Origin of the sequence: Stenotrophomonas sepilia, assembly GCF_003244875.1 — a bacterium.
In the GTDB taxonomy this organism is placed as follows: domain Bacteria; phylum Pseudomonadota; class Gammaproteobacteria; order Xanthomonadales; family Xanthomonadaceae; genus Stenotrophomonas; species Stenotrophomonas sepilia.
The window spans coordinates 110,579-128,647 of record NZ_LXXZ01000026.1 but is presented as its reverse complement, the minus strand read 5'-3'; the positions used below and the strand labels follow the sequence as shown (position 1 = coordinate 128,647).

Genomic DNA, 18,069 nt, shown 5'->3' with positions numbered 1-18,069 from the left:
GCGACTCTGGCCAACACGGCCGGTGGTCCGGGTCCGCCGGCCCGCAGACTGCCAGCCCCCAATGAACGCATCCGCCAAATTCACGACATCCCAGATCCGCAGCGACTTCCTTGAATTCTTCAAGGGCAAAGGCCACACCATCGTGCCCTCGGCGCCGCTGGTGCCGGGCAATGATCCGACCCTGCTGTTCACCAACTCCGGCATGGTGCAGTTCAAGGACGTGTTCCTCGGCGCGGAGAAGCGTAGCTACGTGCGCGCGGCCGACGTGCAGCGCTGCCTGCGCGCGGGCGGCAAGCACAACGATCTCGACCAGGTCGGCTACACCGCACGCCACCACACCTTCTTCGAAATGCTGGGCAACTGGTCGTTCGGCGACTACTTCAAGAAGGACGCGATCGCCTGGGCCTGGGAACTGCTGACCCAGGTCTGGAAGCTGCCGGCCGAACGCCTGCTGGTCACCGTCTACCAGACCGATGACGAAGCCTACGAGCTGTGGCGCGACATGGTCGGCGTGCCGGAAGAGCGCATCGTGCGCATCGGCGATAACAAGGGTGCGCCGTTCGCTTCGGACAACTTCTGGCAGATGGCCGACACCGGTCCGTGTGGTCCGTGCACCGAGATCTTCTACGACCACGGCGACCATATCGCAGGCGGCCCCCCGGGTTCGCCGGATGAAGACGGCGACCGCTTCATCGAAATCTGGAACCTGGTGTTCATGCAGTTCGACCGCCAGCCCGACGGCACCCTGGTGCCGCTGCCGGCGCCGTGCGTGGATACCGGCATGGGCCTGGAGCGCCTGGCTGCGATCCTGCAGCACGTGCACACCAACTACGAGATCGACCTGTTCCAGGCGCTGATCCGCAAGGCCTCCGAGCTGACCGGCACCGCCGACCTGGAGAACAAGTCGCTGCGCGTGATTGCCGACCACATCCGCGCCTGCTCGTTCCTGATCGTCGACGGCGTGCTGCCGTCCAACGAAGGCCGGGGTTACGTGCTGCGCCGTATCATCCGCCGCGCCCTGCGCCACGGCTGGATGCTGGGCGTGCGCCAGCCGTTCTTCAGCAAGCTGGTGCCGACGCTGGTCGAGCAGATGGGCGAGGCCTATCCGGAACTGCCGGCGGCGGTGGACACGGTCACCCGTGCGCTGCAGGCCGAGGAAGAGCGTTTCGCCGAAACCCTCGATGCCGGCATGAAGATCTTCGAAGACGTGGCCGGCAAGGCCAGCAATGGCGTGATCCCGGGCGTTGACGCCTTCCGCCTGTATGACACCTATGGCTTCCCGCTCGACCTGACCCAGGACATCGCCCGCGAGCGCGACCTGACCGTCGACATCGCCGGCTTCGATGCCGCGATGGAGCAGCAGCGCGAGACCGCGCGCGCGGCCGGCAAGTTCGGTGGCGGCGTGACCCTGCCAGCCGAGCTGGTGGCGACCCTCAGCCCGACCCAGTTCCTGGGCTACGACCGCCTGCAGGCCGACGGCCTGGGCGTGCTGGCCCTGCTCAAGGACGGTCGTCCGGTGCAGTCGGCCGATGCGGGTGACGCAGTCATCGTCATCACCAACCAGACCCCGTTCTACGCAGAGTCCGGCGGCCAGGTCGGCGACACCGGCGTGCTGACCGGCAACGGCGTGCGCCTGGTGGTGGAAGACACCCAGAAGTTCGCCGGCCAGTTCCATGGCCATGTCGGCACCCTGTCCGGCGGCGGCCTGAAGGTCGGCGACGTGCTCTCCGGCCAGGTTGATGGCGAGCGCCGCGGCGCCACCATCCTCAACCATTCGGCCACCCACCTGCTGCACGCCGCCCTGCGCGAAGTGCTGGGCACCCACGTGCAGCAGAAGGGCTCGCTGGTCGCCCCGGACCGCCTGCGTTTCGACTTCTCGCACTTCCAGCCGATCAGTGCCGACGAACTGGCGGTGATCGAGCGCAAGGTCAACCAGCAGGTGCGCGCCAACAACGCCGCCGAAGTGCACACCATGGCCATGCAGGAAGCGCTGGACTTCGGCGCGATGGCCCTGTTCGGCGAGAAGTACGGCGAGCACGTGCGCGTGCTGAAGATGGGTGACTACTCCACCGAGCTGTGCGGTGGTACCCACGTCAACCGTACCGGCGACATCGGCCTGTTCAAGATCACCTCCGAGGGCGGCGTCTCCGCGGGCGTGCGCCGCATTGAGGCCGTGACCGGCCAGGGCGCGCTGGACTACGTGGACGCCGAAGAGGCCCGCCTGGCCGAGGCCGCTGAGCTGCTCGGCGGCAGCGCCGCCGACGTGGTCGAGAAGATCCGTGCCCTCGGCCAGCGCCAGAAGCAGCTGGAGCGCGAACTGGAGGCCGTGAAGGCCAAGGTTGCTGCGGGTGCCACGGCCGACCTGTCCGGCCAGGCCGTCGAGGTCGCTGGCGTGAAGGTGCTGGCTGCCCGCCTGGAGGGCTTCGACGCCAAGGCCCTGCGTGACGCCATGGATCGCCTCAAGCAGCAGCTGGGCGACGCGGTGATCGTGCTGGCCGGCGCCCAGGACGGCAAGGCGGCCCTGGTCGCAGGCGTGAACGGCAGCGCAATGGGCAAGGTCAAGGCCGGGGAACTGTTGTCCCATATCGCCGGTCAGATCGGGGGCAAGGGCGGCGGACGCCCGGACCTCGCCCAGGGTGGTGGCGAGGACGGGCCCGCCCTTGCCACTGCGCTGGCTGCAGTCGTCGAATGGGTCAGCCCCCGCCTGTGATGAACCTGGCCGTCCCCCTCCTTGTAGGAGCGGGACGGCTGACGGTACCATTGCGAATCTTTTCCCTTTGTCGTGGTAGCGCTTCTTGACGGAGCGTCAAGCCGGTGGGGGATACCCTTCCACACGGTTCCATGGAGACTTACAAAAATGTTGATCCTGACTCGCCGCGTCGGCGAAACCCTGATGATCGGAGACTCGGTGAGCGTCACCGTGCTTGGCGTCAAGGGTAACCAGGTGCGTATCGGCATCACCGCGCCGAAGGACGTCGCTGTGCATCGCGAAGAGATCTATCAGCGCATCCAGCGTGGTGATGAAGCCGGTGGCACCGGTAGCGAAAATTCTGCCGAATAACGCTTTACCTTCGCACTCGATTAACGTTATGATTCACGCCCCGCTGAGGTGCGACGCACCAGACGCGGAGAAAACCCCGGAGTGATGCCCGAGTGGCCGAAGGGGCTCCCCTGCTAAGGGAGTATAGGGTCAAAAGCTCTATCGAGGGTTCGAATCCCTCTCACTCCGCCAGATACAAAGAAGCGTCTGCAGATCCTCGATCTGCAGGCGTTTTTCTTTGCGCGGATGCAGGGTCCCGGCGTGCCATCCAGCGATCATTGATCGCTGATGGCGACCGAATCAGGCTCTCCTCAGAGCTTTAGCGTCACACCCACCTGGAAGCCCCGCCCCGGCAGCGGCGCGATGTACTTCAGCGGCGAGTTGTGTGGACGCGCTTCCTCATTGAGCAGGTTGCTGCCGTTGACGAACACTTCCATGCCGGCGATGTAGCTGCTGCGCACCGGCAGTTCGCGGCTGACCTGCAGATCAACCAGGTTGAACGCGTCCAGCGGGATTTCCTCGCTGACGTTGCGGCCGAGGTACTTCTGCGTGTCGTAGTAGGTGCTCGACAGCTGCGCCTTCCAACCTTCGCGCTGCCATTGCAGGTTGGCACCGTAGCGGTTGGTCGGCATGTTCGGGAGGTACTCGCCATCGTTGTGGGCGCGCAGCGGATCGGGGTGGTCGGCCTTGTTCTTCACCAGATCGGCGAAGGCAGAGATGTTCAACGTGCCATACCGGCCCAAGTCCAGCACCTGAGATGCGTCGATCTCGAAACCCTTCACCGTGGTGTCGGTCTGCTTCCAGTACTTGAGCGGCAGACGGTTGGCGGTCTGCAGGCCGGAATGGCCGAGGTAGAGATAGTTCTCGTACTTCATCCGGTAAGCGGTGGCCGACAGCTCGAAACCGCCGATGTGGAACAGGCCGGTCAGCTCCAGGTTCTTCGCGCGCTCAGGCTTGAGGTTCTGGTTGCCTTCTTCCTGGGTCATCACCGAATAGTGTGCGTTGCTGGCATACAGCTCGTTGATCTCCGGTGCGCGCTGCGAGGATGCGTAGCGCACCTTGGCGGCGAACAAGGGGCCTAGCTCGACATACGATCCGAGGGTGTAGCTGTTGAGCCGGTAGTCGCGGTCCTGCAATTTCGTGTTGGCGGCATTGCGCGCTGTCTTGAAGCGGCTTGGTTGCAGGTCATGGTCAACGCGCTCGTGGCGCACGCCTGCATCGAAACTGGCCCAGCCGAAGTCCAGCGTCTCCTTCAGGAACACCGCGTTGCTGCGGGTGTCGACGTCGGGCAGGTAGCGCAGTGAACCGCTGCCGGTGACCTGGCGCGACTGGTGGCTGAAGCCGAGCAGGCCGCTGAGCGGACCGACGCGCTGATGGCTCAGAAGCAGCTCGGCCTGGGAGCTTTCGAAGTCGTAGTCATTGGCCTTGGATGCACCGAGGCGCTCGCCCGACGTGTTGTCCAGCCTGGAAACTCGCAGCTCCGCGCGCTCGAACCACGGCAGCGGATCGCGCAGCAGGGCGTCCAGCGCGTAGCGTTCCTGCTTGATCACCACGCCCACCGGCAGGCCATCAGCATCGTTCGAACCGAACGACAGGTTCTGCATCGAGAATCCCGGCACGCCGTATTCGCTGTCCTTGGCATCGATGCTGACACCCACGTAGCCACGGTCGAAGAACAGCGTCGAGCCGAAGGCCACCTGCGAGTTGCGTGCGTAGCTGTTGCCCAGCCGGTGATGGTAGTCGGGCGTGACATCGTTGTTGATCTGCTTCTGCACGTACGACGGCGTGCCGGGCACGTATGCCGGGTTGGCCGGATTGATGTAGGTGCGGCGCTGCCAGACCGAGGTCGGATGGTTGGTGTAGAACGAGAAGTCACCATCGGCCCAGTCCGGATTCTCGCTCATGAACTGGTCGATGTAGGGCTGCGAGGCCTTGTTGTAGATCTGCTGGACGCGCGCCTCTTTCTGGCAGCTGTCGGCCAGCGCCGAGTTGACGCCGCCGGTCGGCGGGAACAGGCGGGTGTTGCAGACGTCGGCCTTGCTGTTGCCCGGGATGTCGTAGTGCGAGATGCGCTGGCGCGAGACCTGCAGGTTGGTCGAGAGGTTGCGCTGGTTGTTGAAGTTCATGCGGAAGCCCTGCGCGTCGGCTGCATTGAAGCCCTTGCGCAGGACCAGCTCCATCGACTGCTCTGTGTCTTCCAGGCTGCGCGGGATGAGGCCCGAATCGATCTCCACGCTGCCGCCGATCGCATTGCCGCCATAGCGCACGGTATCGGAGGACTTGTTGACGATGACGCTGCGCACGAACAGTGGATCGAACGGAATGTTGATGTCGCCGCTGATCGCGTTCATGCCGAGAATGGACTGGCCATTCTGCAGGATCTGCACGCGGTTGCCGCTGAGGCTGCGGATGACCGGGGCGCCCGCGTTCGGCCCGAAGGCGCTGCTCTGCACGCCGGAGACATGTTCGAGCAGGCTTCCGAGGGTACGGTTCTGCGCCTGTGGATTGTCGACGGTGACCCGGCTGTCGACGCGCGAGGGCGGGGAGGCCTGGACCTGGAGGGTGGGAAGGGTAGGCGCGTCCGCAGCGTGGGCGGTGTGGACAGCGAGCAGGATGGCGGCAGCGAGCAGGTGGCGACGCATAGCAGGACTCGTGAAACAGGCGTGAAATGTTATAACGTAACGATCTGTATCGACAAGGACGTGACGAGGCCTTGCCGCCAGACCTGAATCGCGGGAGGCGCGAACGAGGTTGCCGCGCGTTCAGCGCCCTGCCTTGTGCGGGGCCCCGATGCTGTGCACGATCCGAAGCGCTGCGCCCCACAACGCGTCACGCAGCACCTTCTTCACTGGAACGGAGCAACGTATGAAGCTGTTGTCCGCTGTGTTGTTGTGTGCGTGTTCGCTGCCGGCCGGGTTGGCGCTGGCGGTGGAAGCGTCCCCGTCGCCGCTGCTGGGGCGTTGGTCGCTGGACACCGCGACCTCGGCACTGCCCGAGGCGCAGCGTCCGAAGCGGGTGGTGCTGGAGTTCAAGGACGCCGGTGGTGGGCGCTGGAGCTCGCACGTGGATATCGTCCTGCATGATGGCAATACCATGAAGTCCGACGGCACGCTGGCGCTGGACGGTACGCCGGGCCCTTTGTCCGGTACCTATGGCGCGGACAAGGCCAACCTGAAGCTGCCGGCGCCGAACACCCTGGTGATGCAGCTGGTGGACCACGGTACGCCGGCCTCCACCCGTATCTACACCGTGGCCGATGACCAGGCGACGATGACCGAGACCAAGGCGTTCTACGCTCACGACGGGACGCCGATCCTGCAGACCAACCTGTTCAAACGCATGCCGTAGCGATCCTGCGTTCACCACGCCCGCACAACGGGCGTGGTGAACACCGCCGCCTTACACCGGGGCCGGGTCGCGCTTGCCGGTGTCGATGCCATACCTGCCCATGGCGTCCTGCATCCAGCACGCAGCACCATGACCATCACGTTCCAGCGGATCATCGCGTTCAGGCGGCGCTCGACGGCCAGGTCGCCCGGATAGGCCGGCTGGCGTTCGGGCGGGATGGTATTGACGTAGGCCGTCCATGCGCAGGTATGCAGGTCGCCGTGCTGCGGGGCGTCCAGCCCGCTCAGCTGATCGATCAGGTAGTGCGCGCGTGGCCGGCCACCGGCCTGCATCACCGCCTGCAGCGATTCACGCCACTCCCGCGTTTCCAGCGGGTCGGTATCGAAGGGGATCAGAAATTGGTTCATGGCTGTCTCCGGAGGGCGCCGCTCGGACGTCTGCCTAGGCGACAACACCATCAGGGCGCACAGCACTGGAGCGGGGTCGCCACGGCAATGCCGTGACGCGAAGGGCGGACGTGGCAGCCACCGAGGAGACAAGCGTAGGCCCGTCCTCGCGCCTTCGATAGGCGGGCCCGGCTTCGGTTTCTGGCAAGCAAGAGTTGGAGCAGCGCGCCGTATCGTGCGCCGACGTGCCGGGCGGGGAATGCCTGGTGCGTTCGTCTGCTGCAACGCCCCTGTCATCAATGGCCGTCACCCTGCTGGGCTTTCCAGCCTCGGGGTGGTTGGCCGGCCGTGAACAGCGTGAGGATCTGGGAGAAGAGCTACGAACTGCGGCGCCGGCTGCTGCGTGGCTTCTTCCTGCGTCGCGGTTCGGCCAGCGAGGATGCCGAAGACCTGGCGCAGGAGGTCTACCTGCGGCTGCTGCGCAGCACCGGCGAGGATGCCGACGCGGTCGAGAACCCGGAAGCCTACCTGTTCACCGTGGCGGCCAACCTGGCGCGCGAACATGCACGAGCGCGGTCGTCGCTACCGCCGCTCGAGGACGTCGATCTGCTGGCCGAAGTGCTGAAAAGCGAAGAAGACATCGAGGGCGAATTCGAGCGTGCGCAGCGCTGGAACGATATCCGCAGCACCATCGCGCGGTTGCCGGCGACCACGCGCCGGGTGATGGAGCTGCATTACCGCGACGGGCTGGACTGCCCGGGAATCAGCCAGCAGCTGCAGGTGTCGGTGCACATGGTGCGCAAGCATATCGGCAAGGGGCTGGAGGCCTGCAGGAAGGCGCTGGGCGCCAGGGAGCTCACATGAATCGGTATCCATCACGCAGGCCTGACGACGCGATCGAACGTGAGGCGGCGCACTGGTTCCTGTGCAATCGCGAGGGGGGGCTGGACAAGGCCGGGCGTGTCGCGTTCCTCGACTGGATGAAGCGCTCGCCCGAGCATGTTCGCGCCTACATGCGCGCGCTCGCGTTGCACCGGCAGGTGGGCGAGGCGCTGCAATCGCCGTTGGCTGATGCGGCGCTGGTGCCACCGCAGCAGGTCGCCGCCAAGGTGGTGCCGCTGTTCGGTCGTGCGCACGCGCCGCCCCGCGCCGCGCTGCGTCGCGGTCGCGTGCGCTGGTGGACGGTCTCTGCCGCGGCCTGTGTTGCCCTGCTCGGCGTGGGCCTGGTTTCGCAGATGATGCCCACCCAGCAGCTCTACAGTGCCGGGCATGGTGAACTCCGCGACCTGGTGCTGCCCGACCAGACCCAGGTGCGGCTCAACGCGGACAGCCGACTGCGGGTACGCATGAGCTGGTTCAGTCGAAGGGTGGAGCTGCTGCAGGGGGAGGCCACGTTCGACATCGCCCGCGACCGCCGTCCGTTCGAGGTGGAAGTGAACGGCCTGGAGATCCGGGATATCGGCACTGTATTCGATGTATCGCGACGGCTGCAGAGCACCCGCATCGGCGTGGTCTCCGGCGAGGTCGAGGTCTGGAGCCAGGGCGCGGGTGCCCGCCGCCTGGCCCAGCTGGAGCAGGGCCGGGTGGTGCAGGTCGACGCGCGAAGCCATGCCGTCGAGTCAGTGGACATGCCGCTGTCGATGCTGCTGGACTGGCAGCAGCGCAAAGTCTCCTTCCTCGACGAGCGGCTCGATGAGGTGGCAGCTGCCTTCAACCGGCACAACCAGGTGCAGGTGCGCGTGCTGGACGAAGGCGCAGCATCGGCACGGTTGTCCGGCAGCCTTGATGCGCATCGCATCGGTGCGCTGCAGGCCTTCCTTGAACGCGACCCACGCTTCGTGGTGAGGCGCGAAGGCGACACAGTGCGGGTCGACAGTCGCTGAGGCCCGTGTGGTCGTGGACTGTCAGAAAAAATTCATCGAATCCCTGTTCTCCACTTCGGTGGATGCGGGCTCTTACTTGGGAGAAGCCGCTGCCAAGTCACGCGGCGACCTCGCAGCCTTTTCTCTTCCAAGGACCCGTGATGCGCAACACGCTCTACCTGTCGATCATCCTCGCCCTGTCTCCCTGCAGCGTGCCAATGGCGGCCGCGGCCGCGGCCGCGGCCACTGCCGATGGCCTTGAAGCCCGCGTGTCGGCGGCGATCGCGGCGCAACCGCTGGCACGTGCGCTTGAGCAGCTGTCGCGCAGTTCCGGCGTGCAGTTCCTGTACTCGGGCAGCGGTGAAGCGCACATGGCCGGGGCTGTGCCGCGGGGCGCCACCGTCAAGCAGGCGTTGGACGCACTGCTGGCGGGTACCGGCCTTGGCTACACCGTGGTGGATGGCAATGTCATCGCCATCGATCCGGCACCCGCACGCAATGCGCCGAAGCCAGCCGCGCCGATGCCGCGCGAGGCCGGGGCGGTGCTGGCGCCGACCCTGGGCACGGTGAAGGTGATTGCCGCGCATGAGGTCATCGACCAGAAGAAGTCGTCGCCGGTGATCAAGGATTCGGTGGTCTACGACGAGATGGACAGCTACGGCGACGAGACCTTGGCCGAGAGCCTGATGGCCGCTCCAGGCCTGAGTGCAGTGGAGGATGCCGGCGAACCACGCTATGTGACCGTGCGCGGCGTGCAGGCCAACCTCAACTACACCACCATCGATGGCATCGCGATCGCCAGCGTGGGGGGCAGTGGCTCCGGGGAGCGCATGAACAATCTGCAGCTGATTCCCAGCGACATCGGTACCCGAACCGACATCTACAAGAGCTTCAGCGCGGAGCAGGCACCGGATGCGATCGGCGGTGTGATCGACATCATCAGCCGCAGCGCCTTCGACCGGTCGGGCAGGTACGTGTTTGCCGATGTGGCAGGCATCTATTCCACAGCCGAGACCAACGTCGAGCGCAGTGCCGGCGGCAACCACGAGACCCTGGGCCATTTCGGCAAGAGTGCCAAGATGGTGTTCTCCAACCAGTTCGGCGCCGACCAGGAATTCGGCATCGTTGCGGTGGCACGCTATGAGCAGCGTTCACGCAACAGCGTCAAGCGCTGGGTGGAGTCGAACTACTACTACAACGATGCTGGAAAATACCTCACCGACGGCACCACGGGTCCGGACGAGGCCAAGGGCTGGAACGGCCTGCGTGCGCCTGGCAACTTCAGTACCGGCACCTATACCAACTTCATCACCAACTTCGGTGGCTCTGCCAAGCTTGAGTGGAAGCCCTCGGATGATCCGTTCTACGCATCGCTGCTGCTGTACTCGTACCGGTTCTACGAGAACTCGACGATGAACAAGACGGATCTGTACGGCAACGCCAAGTTTCCGATCCGCAACCAGACCGAGGACAGCGGCACCACGCAGATCAACAGCATCTATATCAAGAACCGCCACGACCGCTGGGACCGCAGCAACCGTGGCGCCATCGCCAGCTTCAACTGGGACGTCGGCGACCGTTCGCGCCTGACCCTGCGTGGTGGCCACACCGAAGAGACCTTCCACAACAACCAGGTCTACTGGGGCGTGCGCGCCTATCCAAGCAATCTGTTCGTCGACTACGAGAATGACAGTCACGGGTTCCCAAACGCGGTAGCGGTTTCTGATTCCAGCCTGCTGACCAGCTCCGCGTTCAAGCTCAATCCGGCGCAGGCCTATGTCTCCCCACGCGATGCCAAGGAGAGCATCGACAACCTGCGCGCGGACTTCAGCTACAACATCGACGCCGATGCGCGTGGCTTCGGCCTGGCCACCGGCGCCGAGTACCGCCACCTGAAGATCTGGCAGGACATCGACTTCGACTACTTCAAGAGCAGTGCCACGCTCAACGATTACCTGTATCCGGGTTCGACGCTGCTGGGCAGCGTGCCGGGCTTCCCGCTGATCGACAACCGCAAGTGGAACGAGGAACTGCTGCCGAAGCTGGGCAACAACAATGCGGCGTACCCGAATGCCAACTTCACCAGCGACTACAAGTACGTGGAGGACATCACCAATGCCTATGTGTCCGCTCACTACGCCTGGGACCGGCTGCTGCTGATCGGCGGCCTGCGTTACGACCACACACGCTTCAATGCCTACAGCCCGTTCAGCGATGATGGCGGCAGTACGTATACCTCCGCCTTCCGCAACACGAGCGGTGGCTACAACAACCTGCTGCCTTCGTTGAATGCGACGTTCAAGCTGAGCGAGGACCAGCGCCTGCGCTTCTCCGCCAGCCGTACGCTGGGCCGGCCGACGCCGAGCAACATCGCCCAGGCCACCAGCACCAGCTGTGGCGATGACGAGGAGGGCAGGGGCTTCTGCACCATCAAGCAGGGCAACGCCAACCTGCAGCCGCGCCGTTCCACCAACGTCGACCTGGCGTGGGACCTGTATTTCAACGGCAACAATGGCTTGGTCTCGGTGGCGCTGTTCGACAAGGTGATCAAGGACGATATCTACACCCTGACCACGTTCGAGAACGTGGGGGACACTCGCTACCGGGTCACCCAGCCGATGAACACCGACGAGTCGAAGCTGCGTGGCGTTGAGTTCGCGGTGGCCAATCGCAATCTGCAGTGGGGCCGCCAGCGCTTCGACATGTACTTCAACGCGACGCGTCTGGAAGGCCAGACCAACTACCGCATCACCGATGGCACCGAGCGGCGCCTGGACCGCCTGCTGTACCAGCCGGACTGGTCGCTCAATGGGTCAGTGATCTGGCGCATGCCGTGGAAGAGCTCGCAACTGCGCCTGTCCGGAACCTACCGCAGCCGGATGCTGGTCGACTTCGGTGACACCGAATGGCTGGATTCGTACTACGACCCATACATGACGTTCAACATGGCTTTCAGCCACAAGGTCGGCAAGCACGTAACGCTGAAGTACGAGGCCAAGAACCTGTTCAACACCCAGCCAACCTACAGCACCGGTCCGAACGGGCGTTTCCGAACCGAGATCGACGACTATGGCCGCTTCTTCTATTTCCACATCATCTACAACTGAGGGGGCATCCGTGGAGACGATCAATCGCAGGCGATTCCTGGCCTTGGCCGGCCTGTCGGCCGCAGGGGCCTGGATGGGCACGGCGCGCGCACTGGCCGCGCAGACCGACGCCACTGCACTGAACCCACGCAACCTGCTGGCCTCGCCGCGCTTTGCCAGCACGCCCTTCACCCTGGGCGTGGCCTCGGGTGATCCCTCGGCCGATGGCATGGTGCTGTGGACACGGCTGGCGACCGAGCCACTGGTGTTCGGTGGTGGCATGCCGGCCCGGCCGATGGTGGTCGAGTGGCAGCTGGCAGCAGACGAAGGCATGCGCAAGGTGGTACGCCAGGGTTCGGCCCTCGCGCATCCCGAACTCGGCCACGCGGTGCACGTGGAGCTGGACGGGCTGGCGCCCGGACGGCCCTACTGGTACCGCTTCACCGTAGGCGGCCACGCCAGCGCAGTGGGTTGTACGCGCACGCTGCCGTCAGCCACGGCAGCGGTGGACCGGGTGCGCTTTGTGGTGGCTGGTTGCCAGCACTACGAAGAAGGCCACTACACCGCGTGGCGACGCATCGCCGAGGAACCGCTCGATTTCGTCTTCCACTATGGCGATTACATCTACGAAGGCGAAAGCCAGCCGGGCCCGCGGAAGATGAACGGCCAGCCGTTCACCAACCTGCGCAACCACGTCGGCCCGCAGATCTATACGCTGGATGATTACCGCCGCCGCTACGCCCAGTACAAGAGCGACGCCGACTTGCAGGCCGCGCATGCGTCGGCCCCCTGGTTCGTCACCTTCGATGACCACGAAGTGGACAACAACTGGGCCGGCGCCGAAGACCAGGACGATACGCCCAGCGAAGTGTTCCTGCTGCGGCGCGCGCAGGCGTTCCAGGCCTACTACGAGAACATGCCGCTGCGCCGTACGGCATTCCCGCGCGATGGCCACATACAGATGTACCGGCGCGCACGCTACGGCACGCTGATGGATCTGCACCTGCTCGACACCCGCCAGTACCGCAGCAAGCAGGTGAACATGGCGCTGCGTGAGGAGGTGGAATCGCCGGAGCGCAGCATTGTGGGGGCGAAGCAGGAACGCTGGCTGTTCGACGGCTTGGCCGATGCGGCGCCGCGCTGGCATACCATCGCCCACCAGGTGGCGCTGGGCAACTACATGCGCGAGAAGGACGGGGTAGTGCAGTCGTCCGACGACCAGTGGTCGGGCTATCTGGACAGCCGCCGACGCCTGCTCGATCACATCCAGAAGGTGGGCTTCGGCAACGTGGTGACCGCTTGCGGCGACGCGCATCGCCACTACGCCAGCGATCTGGTACAGGACCACCGTGACTCGGGTGTGGTCTCCAGCGAGTTCCTCGCCACCTCGATCACTTCCGGTGCCGACGGCCAGGGCGTGGACGCGTATGCCATGAACCAGCTTGCGCACAGTCCCTACCTGAAGGCGACCACCGACAAGCGTGGCTACGTGCTGTGCGATGTCACCCGCGATGCGTGGATCGGCGACATGAAGACGCTGGATACCGTAATGCAGCCGAATGGCGCGCTGCAGAGCTGGAAGCGCTATGCGGTGGAGCACGGCCGGCCGGGGCTGCAGGAGGCCTGAATCTGCCGATCTGCCCCGTAGAGCCGAGCCCATGCTCGGCTGCTTCTCGCCCTGGTCGCATTGCCCCGACAAAGCAGCCGAGCATGGGCTCGGCTCTACAGAGGGCTCCTCAATCGTGCTCGAACCGCAATGGCTCGCTGCCCATTGCCGGGTCACTGGTGCCGGGGCGCCCATCCTCGGCGCGGCCGGCCAGTCGCAGTGCACTGTCGCCCGCACCGATGCGCAGGTCGTACCACCCTGCGGTGGGCGCCGCGTCCCACGCCACCGTGGCCTCAGCATGCGCCGGCAGCACCAGCGCCTGCTCCGGCATGTGCCCGGCATAGGCGCCGGCCTGCACCCGCACATTCTGCGCGCTGTTGTGCAGATTGCGCAGCTGCAGCCGTAGCTGGCCGTCCGCGCGCTCGATCGAAGCCTGCACGGCAGGCGCCTTGACCGCACCCTGGAAGTGGCGGTGGAAGCCGTTCGGACCAAGCAGCCAAAGGTCATAGCGACCCTGGGCGTCCAGCGGCCAGCGCTCGCGCAGTGGCGTACCTGGCAGCAGCGTGTAGCGGCGTGGTACCGCATCCAGCCGCAGCCGATCGTAGACATGCAGCACGGCCGCCGCGCCTTCGCAGGACAGCGTCAGATCCACACCCGAGGCATCGACTGCGGCAATCGATGCCTGCGGACGATAGGGCAGGGCGCGCGCCGGGCGTACACCGCTTTCCTGTTTCGCTGGTTTCAGCCCCTCTGGCAGCGTGGGCACGGTGCGTCCCGGCAAGGCAGCGGCGCGTGCGGCAACCGCACTCACGTCGGGCAGGCCGCGGACGAACGGGCGGGTATCGCGCTGGGCAAAGTCGAACGCAGTGCTGAGGTCGCCGCAGACCGCGCGGCGCCACGGCGAGATGTCCGGTGCGGCCACGCCAAAGCGGCGCTCGATCAGCCGTATGACCGAGGTGTGGTCGTACACCTGCGAATCGACCCAGCCGCCGCGACTCCACGGCGAGATCACGTACAGGGGCACGCGCGGTCCCAGACCGTACGGGCACCCGCGCAGTTCGGCGAGATCGTACTTTTCGTCACCCGGTGCCGGGTGCCGGTGGTACTCGCCTTCGGTGCTGACCGAGGATACACCCGCCCAGCCACCGTCCACCGGCGAAGGCGGGGCAGGGGGCGGCATGTGGTCGAAGAAGCCATCGTTCTCGTCGAACATCAGCAGCAGGGCGGTGCGGCTCCACACGTCCGGATCGGCGGTCAGCGCATCCAGCACGCGTGCGGTATAGGCCGCGCCCTGTGCCGGGCTGGACGGGCCGGGATGTTCGCTGCCGGCCGCGTCGGCGATGATGAAGCTGACCTGCGGCAGGCGCCCGTCAATGACGTCTTGGCGCAGCTGCGTCAGGCCCCGCGTGCTGACCCCGCGAGCGCGCAGCTGCGGGTCATGCCCTGGCGCCGCGCGGTGGGCCTGACGGAAGGCCTCGAAACCCGCCAGCGGGTTGTCGGTGAAGTTGTCGGCCATGTCCTGGTAGATCTGCCAGGACACGCCGCCCCTCTGCAGGCGCTCGACATAGCTGGTCCAGCGGTACGACGCCGGGTGCCCACCCTGTTCAGGGAAATTGTCGTGCGAGTTGGCGATCACCGGGCCACCAGCGTGGGCCTGCGGATCGTTGTGGCCGGTCCACAGGAACACCCGGTTCGGGTTGGTGCCGGCCTGCATTGCGCAGTGGTAGGCATCGCAGATCGTGAAGGCATCGGCCAGCGCGAACTGGAACGGCAGGTCGCTGCGCTGGAAGTAGCCCATCGAATGGTTCTGCTTGGCCTTCGGCCATTGCCCCATGCGACCTTGGTCCCAGGCGCGCTGCGCATCGGGCCAGGTATGCGGCGTGCCTTCCACGCGCATGTAGCCGAAATGCGCGGCGGTATCCAGCGGGAACGGCGCGATCGCGCGCTTGCCGCTGGCATCGGGCTGCAGCCACAGGCTGCGGACGCGGCCACCAGCTTGCAGCGCGGCGGCCGGGGCGACGAACCGATCACCGAAGCCACGTACGCCCGGCAGCGTGCCGAAGTAGTGGTCGAACGAACGGTTCTCCTGCATGAACACCACGATGTGCTGCAGGTCTTCCAGGCTGCGCGTCTGCGCGGCGGGGGCGATCGCGGCGGCCCGGGCGATGCTGGGCAGCAGTGGAGAAAAGCCGGCGGCAACGCCGGCCTGCAACAACCGGCGTCGGCCGATATCGGTCACGGGCTCACTCACAGGTCCACGCGGAAAGAGATGCCGACGGTGCGCGGAGCGCCGATGAAGGCGTTGTCGCGGCCGTCCACCCCTGCAAGATACCGCTTGTCGGTGAGGTTGCTCACCACCAGGTTGGCGCCCATGCCCTTCAGGCGCGGCGACAGGCCTTGCAGGTCGAAGCCGATGTTGGCGTTGAACACGGTGGCCGACGGCAGCTTGTTGACGTTGGCGGCGTCGAGATAACGCGTGCCCAGGTAACGGCCGGACAGGCCGAAGTTCCAGTTCTCACCCTGCCAGTCCGCCGACAGGACGAGGGTGTGTTCGGGCTGGCCGATCACCTTGGCGCCGTCGACGATGCCCAGCTGGGTATCACGCGCGGCATCGCCACTGCCCAGGTATTTGGAGCGGTTGTAGGTATAGGCGGCGTTGAGGCGCCAGCCGTTGTCCCAGCCATAGCCGAACGCCGCTTCCAGGCCGTTGCTTTCCACGCCGCCGAAGTTCTCGTAGACGCCGTCGGTCTCGCCCAGGTAGTCGATGCCGCTGACGAAGCCGGCCGGCAGGTAGACGATGCGGTTGTCGAACTTGATGTTGTACAGCGTGACCGAGGCGGTCAGCGGCCAGCGGCTGATGCGCATGCCCACTTCGATGTTGTCAGCGGTTTCCGGCTCGACGTTGCGGAAGCGCTGCGGGTCGGTCTCGCCGAGCACGCCGGAAGGAATCGCGGCGAAGTTCTGCGAGAAGCCGGCGAACAGCTCCATGCCTTCCACGCCCGGCGCCCAGGTCAAGCCGGTGGACAGCAGCGGGTCGGACCTGGAATCGGATCTGACGTGCTCGCTGGCACCGATCACGCGGCGGCGCGACTGGTCGACGAAGAACTGCTTCACGCCCAGGCGTGCGCTGAACGGCCCGAACCTCGCCACGTCCTCGACGTAGTACATCTGCTCGTCAACCTTGTACTTGTCCTCGAACTGTACCCAGTACGGTTGATGGTCGAAGGCGATATCCTGGCCGACGTTGAGCAGGCGATGCCAGTCGCGGCGTGCCGATCGGTCCAGCTTCTCCACCCACAGGCCGCCACGGATCGTGTTGTCGACCGTGCCGAAGGTCTGCCGCCACTCGACGTCGGCGGTCACGCCCATGCGGTCGTTGTCGTAGTGGGTGTGGCGATACGACTGCGCGCCCAGCACGTTGCCGGCGTAGCAGTTCGGATCATATTCGGCAGTGAAACCCAGCCGCGGTGTGCAGTTGGCCAGGCGCTGCGCGGCGCTGCCGTCGGGATTGACGAAGAAGATCTGGCCACGATTGCTGCCGCCGTACACGGTCTTTCCACCGATGTACTCCGATTCGGGGCGGCCGGCACCGTCATCGCTGACCTGCGCCAGGTACGGTGGCAGCCAGTCGCCGCGGCCTTGCATGCGGTGCCCGTAGGCGGCCACCGAGGCCTTGAAGCCGTTGCCAGCGTCGAAGGCCACGCGCAGGTAGCCGAAGGTGTTCTCGCGCAACGCACGCGAGCCGGAACGGTAGTTCTGGTCCAGGTAGGGAATGCCGGTGAGGGTACCGACCAGGTTGTCGCGATCCGGATTGGTCGCGAAGCCCTTCGGTGAGACGCTGGTGTATTCCGGCTCGTCCGCATCGTTGTAGGACAGGTAGCCGGTCAGCGTCCAGCGGTCCAGTTCGGTGATGAACTTGCCGGCGATGTGGTCGTTGCTGGCGTGCCCGGTGCCGTCGATCCAGTCGTGCACCTTCGACGAGGAGGCGCTGACCCAGGCGCGGGTGTGGCCGCCGAGCAGGCCGGTGTCGAAGCGCACGTAGTACTTGCGCGCATCGTTGTCACCGGCGCCGACCACGAAGCGCAGGCGGCTGTCCTGCAACGGGTCGCTGGTGAGGAAGTTGAGCGTGCCGCCCAGCGCTTCGTTCGAGCGCGAGGAGATATCGGCGGTGCCCTGGCTGACTTCCACCGTTTCCAGGTCGAGGGTGTCGATGTAGCGGTTGGCCAGCGAGCCGCCGCCGTAACCGGAACCGCCGTTGGGCAGGCCATCGATGGTGGTGCCGATCTGCTGCGTATCGCGGTTGGTGACGAAGCCACGCATGCTGATCTGCGTGCCCCACACCGACGAACCGGTGGCATCGGCCTCGCTGACCACCACGCCGGGCACCTCGTTGAGTGCATCGTTGACGCTGCTCATCACGGTCTGCCGGTTCAGCGTTTCCGCGCGCACCGAGGTCTTGGCGTAGCTGGTGGCCTGGCCGATCACCTGCACCTGGTCCAGGGTACGGGCATCAGTGCTGCGCGCCTCGGCCGCTTCACCCTGCGGTGCTTCGGCCAGGGCGTCCAGTGCAGGGGCGATCAGCAGGGCAAGCAGCGAAACACGGGGAAAGCACGCAATCGTTCGCATCGAAACCGGACCTTCAGCAGAGGGAAGCCCCGGAGTGTCGGCAGCGCCAATGACATCGGCATGACGCGAAGATGCAGGAACCGTGTTGTGTGACGGCCCGCAGCTGCTGCCTGCA

The 18,069-nt window shown here is 65.6% G+C and carries 10 protein-coding genes, 1 tRNA gene and 1 pseudogene; 8 read left to right on the top strand and 4 right to left on the bottom strand.

What is annotated here, in order from left to right:
* The first annotated feature begins 61 nt into the window (after nucleotides 1-61).
* From alaS to A7X97_RS02905, 3 genes are all read left to right on the top strand, one after another.
* A complete protein-coding gene (gene alaS / locus A7X97_RS02915; RefSeq protein WP_088497749.1) occupies nucleotides 62-2,710 on the top strand; it encodes an alanine--tRNA ligase in 2,649 nt (882 codons plus the stop codon).
* Between the two features lie 147 nt (nucleotides 2,711-2,857).
* The gene (csrA, locus tag A7X97_RS02910; RefSeq protein ID WP_004152909.1) at nucleotides 2,858-3,061 is read left to right on the top strand and encodes a carbon storage regulator CsrA; all 204 of its coding nucleotides are present in this window, start codon (nucleotides 2,858-2,860) and stop codon (nucleotides 3,059-3,061) included.
* 78 nt (nucleotides 3,062-3,139) lie between these two features.
* Nucleotides 3,140-3,232 (top strand) — tRNA-Ser (locus A7X97_RS02905).
* Nucleotides 3,233-3,351: 119 nt separating this feature from the next.
* Here A7X97_RS02905 and A7X97_RS02900 read toward each other — a convergent pair.
* Complete coding sequence (locus A7X97_RS02900) at nucleotides 3,352-5,682, bottom strand: TonB-dependent receptor (RefSeq protein WP_111007580.1); 2,331 nt, start codon at nucleotides 5,680-5,682, stop codon at nucleotides 3,352-3,354.
* 223 nt (nucleotides 5,683-5,905) lie between these two features.
* On the opposite strand from A7X97_RS02900, the gene A7X97_RS02895 reads away from it, so the two are divergent.
* Entirely contained in the window at nucleotides 5,906-6,388 is a 483-nt protein-coding gene (locus A7X97_RS02895; protein WP_061480151.1) for a hypothetical protein, read from the top strand.
* A gap of 68 nt (nucleotides 6,389-6,456) precedes the next feature.
* On the opposite strand, the pseudogene aceE reads toward A7X97_RS02895, so the two are convergent.
* Nucleotides 6,457-6,795 (bottom strand): annotated as a pseudogene (gene aceE, locus A7X97_RS02890) (pyruvate dehydrogenase (acetyl-transferring), homodimeric type); the annotation flags it as partial.
* Between the two features lie 327 nt (nucleotides 6,796-7,122).
* Between aceE and A7X97_RS02885 the strand changes: the two are divergent.
* The 4 genes from A7X97_RS02885 to A7X97_RS02870 all read left to right on the top strand — a co-directional run bounded on the left by A7X97_RS02885 (nucleotide 7,123) and on the right by A7X97_RS02870 (nucleotide 13,349).
* Nucleotides 7,123-7,638 carry an RNA polymerase sigma factor gene (locus tag A7X97_RS02885; RefSeq protein WP_072166673.1) on the top strand — a complete coding sequence of 172 codons (516 nt, stop codon included), beginning with the start codon at nucleotides 7,123-7,125 and terminating at the stop codon, nucleotides 7,636-7,638.
* Nucleotides 7,635-8,657 (top strand): FecR family protein, encoded by a 1,023-nt coding sequence (locus tag A7X97_RS02880; protein ID WP_088497751.1) that lies wholly within the window; start codon nucleotides 7,635-7,637, stop codon nucleotides 8,655-8,657. Before A7X97_RS02885 ends, A7X97_RS02880 begins: the two co-directional genes overlap by 4 nt.
* A gap of 140 nt (nucleotides 8,658-8,797) precedes the next feature.
* Complete coding sequence (locus tag A7X97_RS02875) at nucleotides 8,798-11,743, top strand: TonB-dependent receptor (protein ID WP_111007579.1); 2,946 nt, start codon at nucleotides 8,798-8,800, stop codon at nucleotides 11,741-11,743.
* 10 nt (nucleotides 11,744-11,753) lie between these two features.
* Nucleotides 11,754-13,349: an alkaline phosphatase D family protein gene (locus A7X97_RS02870; RefSeq protein WP_088497753.1), complete on the top strand. Its 1,596-nt coding sequence runs from the start codon at nucleotides 11,754-11,756 to the stop codon at nucleotides 13,347-13,349.
* Between the two features lie 109 nt (nucleotides 13,350-13,458).
* Here the strand turns inward: A7X97_RS02870 and A7X97_RS02865 are convergent, their stop codons facing one another.
* Both A7X97_RS02865 and A7X97_RS02860 read right to left on the bottom strand, forming a co-directional pair.
* A complete protein-coding gene (locus A7X97_RS02865; RefSeq protein ID WP_088497754.1) occupies nucleotides 13,459-15,567 on the bottom strand; it encodes a phosphocholine-specific phospholipase C in 2,109 nt (702 codons plus the stop codon).
* Nucleotides 15,568-15,575: 8 nt separating this feature from the next.
* Nucleotides 15,576-17,954, bottom strand: coding sequence for a TonB-dependent receptor (locus tag A7X97_RS02860; RefSeq protein ID WP_088497755.1), 2,379 nt, complete (start codon nucleotides 17,952-17,954; stop codon nucleotides 15,576-15,578).
* Nucleotides 17,955-18,069 lie beyond the last annotated feature (115 nt).

Bases quoted from the DNA above. Each gene is read 5' to 3' on its own strand.
- A7X97_RS02880 (WP_088497751.1), top strand. From the start codon at position 7,635: ATGAATCGGTATCCATCACGCAGGCCTGACGACGCGATCGAACGTGAG.
- A7X97_RS02875 (WP_111007579.1), top strand. From the start codon at position 8,798: ATGCGCAACACGCTCTACCTGTCGATCATCCTCGCCCTGTCTCCCTGC.
- csrA (WP_004152909.1), top strand. From the start codon at position 2,858: ATGTTGATCCTGACTCGCCGCGTCGGCGAAACCCTGATGATCGGAGAC.
- A7X97_RS02900 (WP_111007580.1), bottom strand. From the start codon at position 5,682: ATGCGTCGCCACCTGCTCGCTGCCGCCATCCTGCTCGCTGTCCACACC.
- alaS (WP_088497749.1), top strand. From the start codon at position 62: ATGAACGCATCCGCCAAATTCACGACATCCCAGATCCGCAGCGACTTC.
- A7X97_RS02860 (WP_088497755.1), bottom strand. From the start codon at position 17,954: ATGCGAACGATTGCGTGCTTTCCCCGTGTTTCGCTGCTTGCCCTGCTG.
- A7X97_RS02895 (WP_061480151.1), top strand. From the start codon at position 5,906: ATGAAGCTGTTGTCCGCTGTGTTGTTGTGTGCGTGTTCGCTGCCGGCC.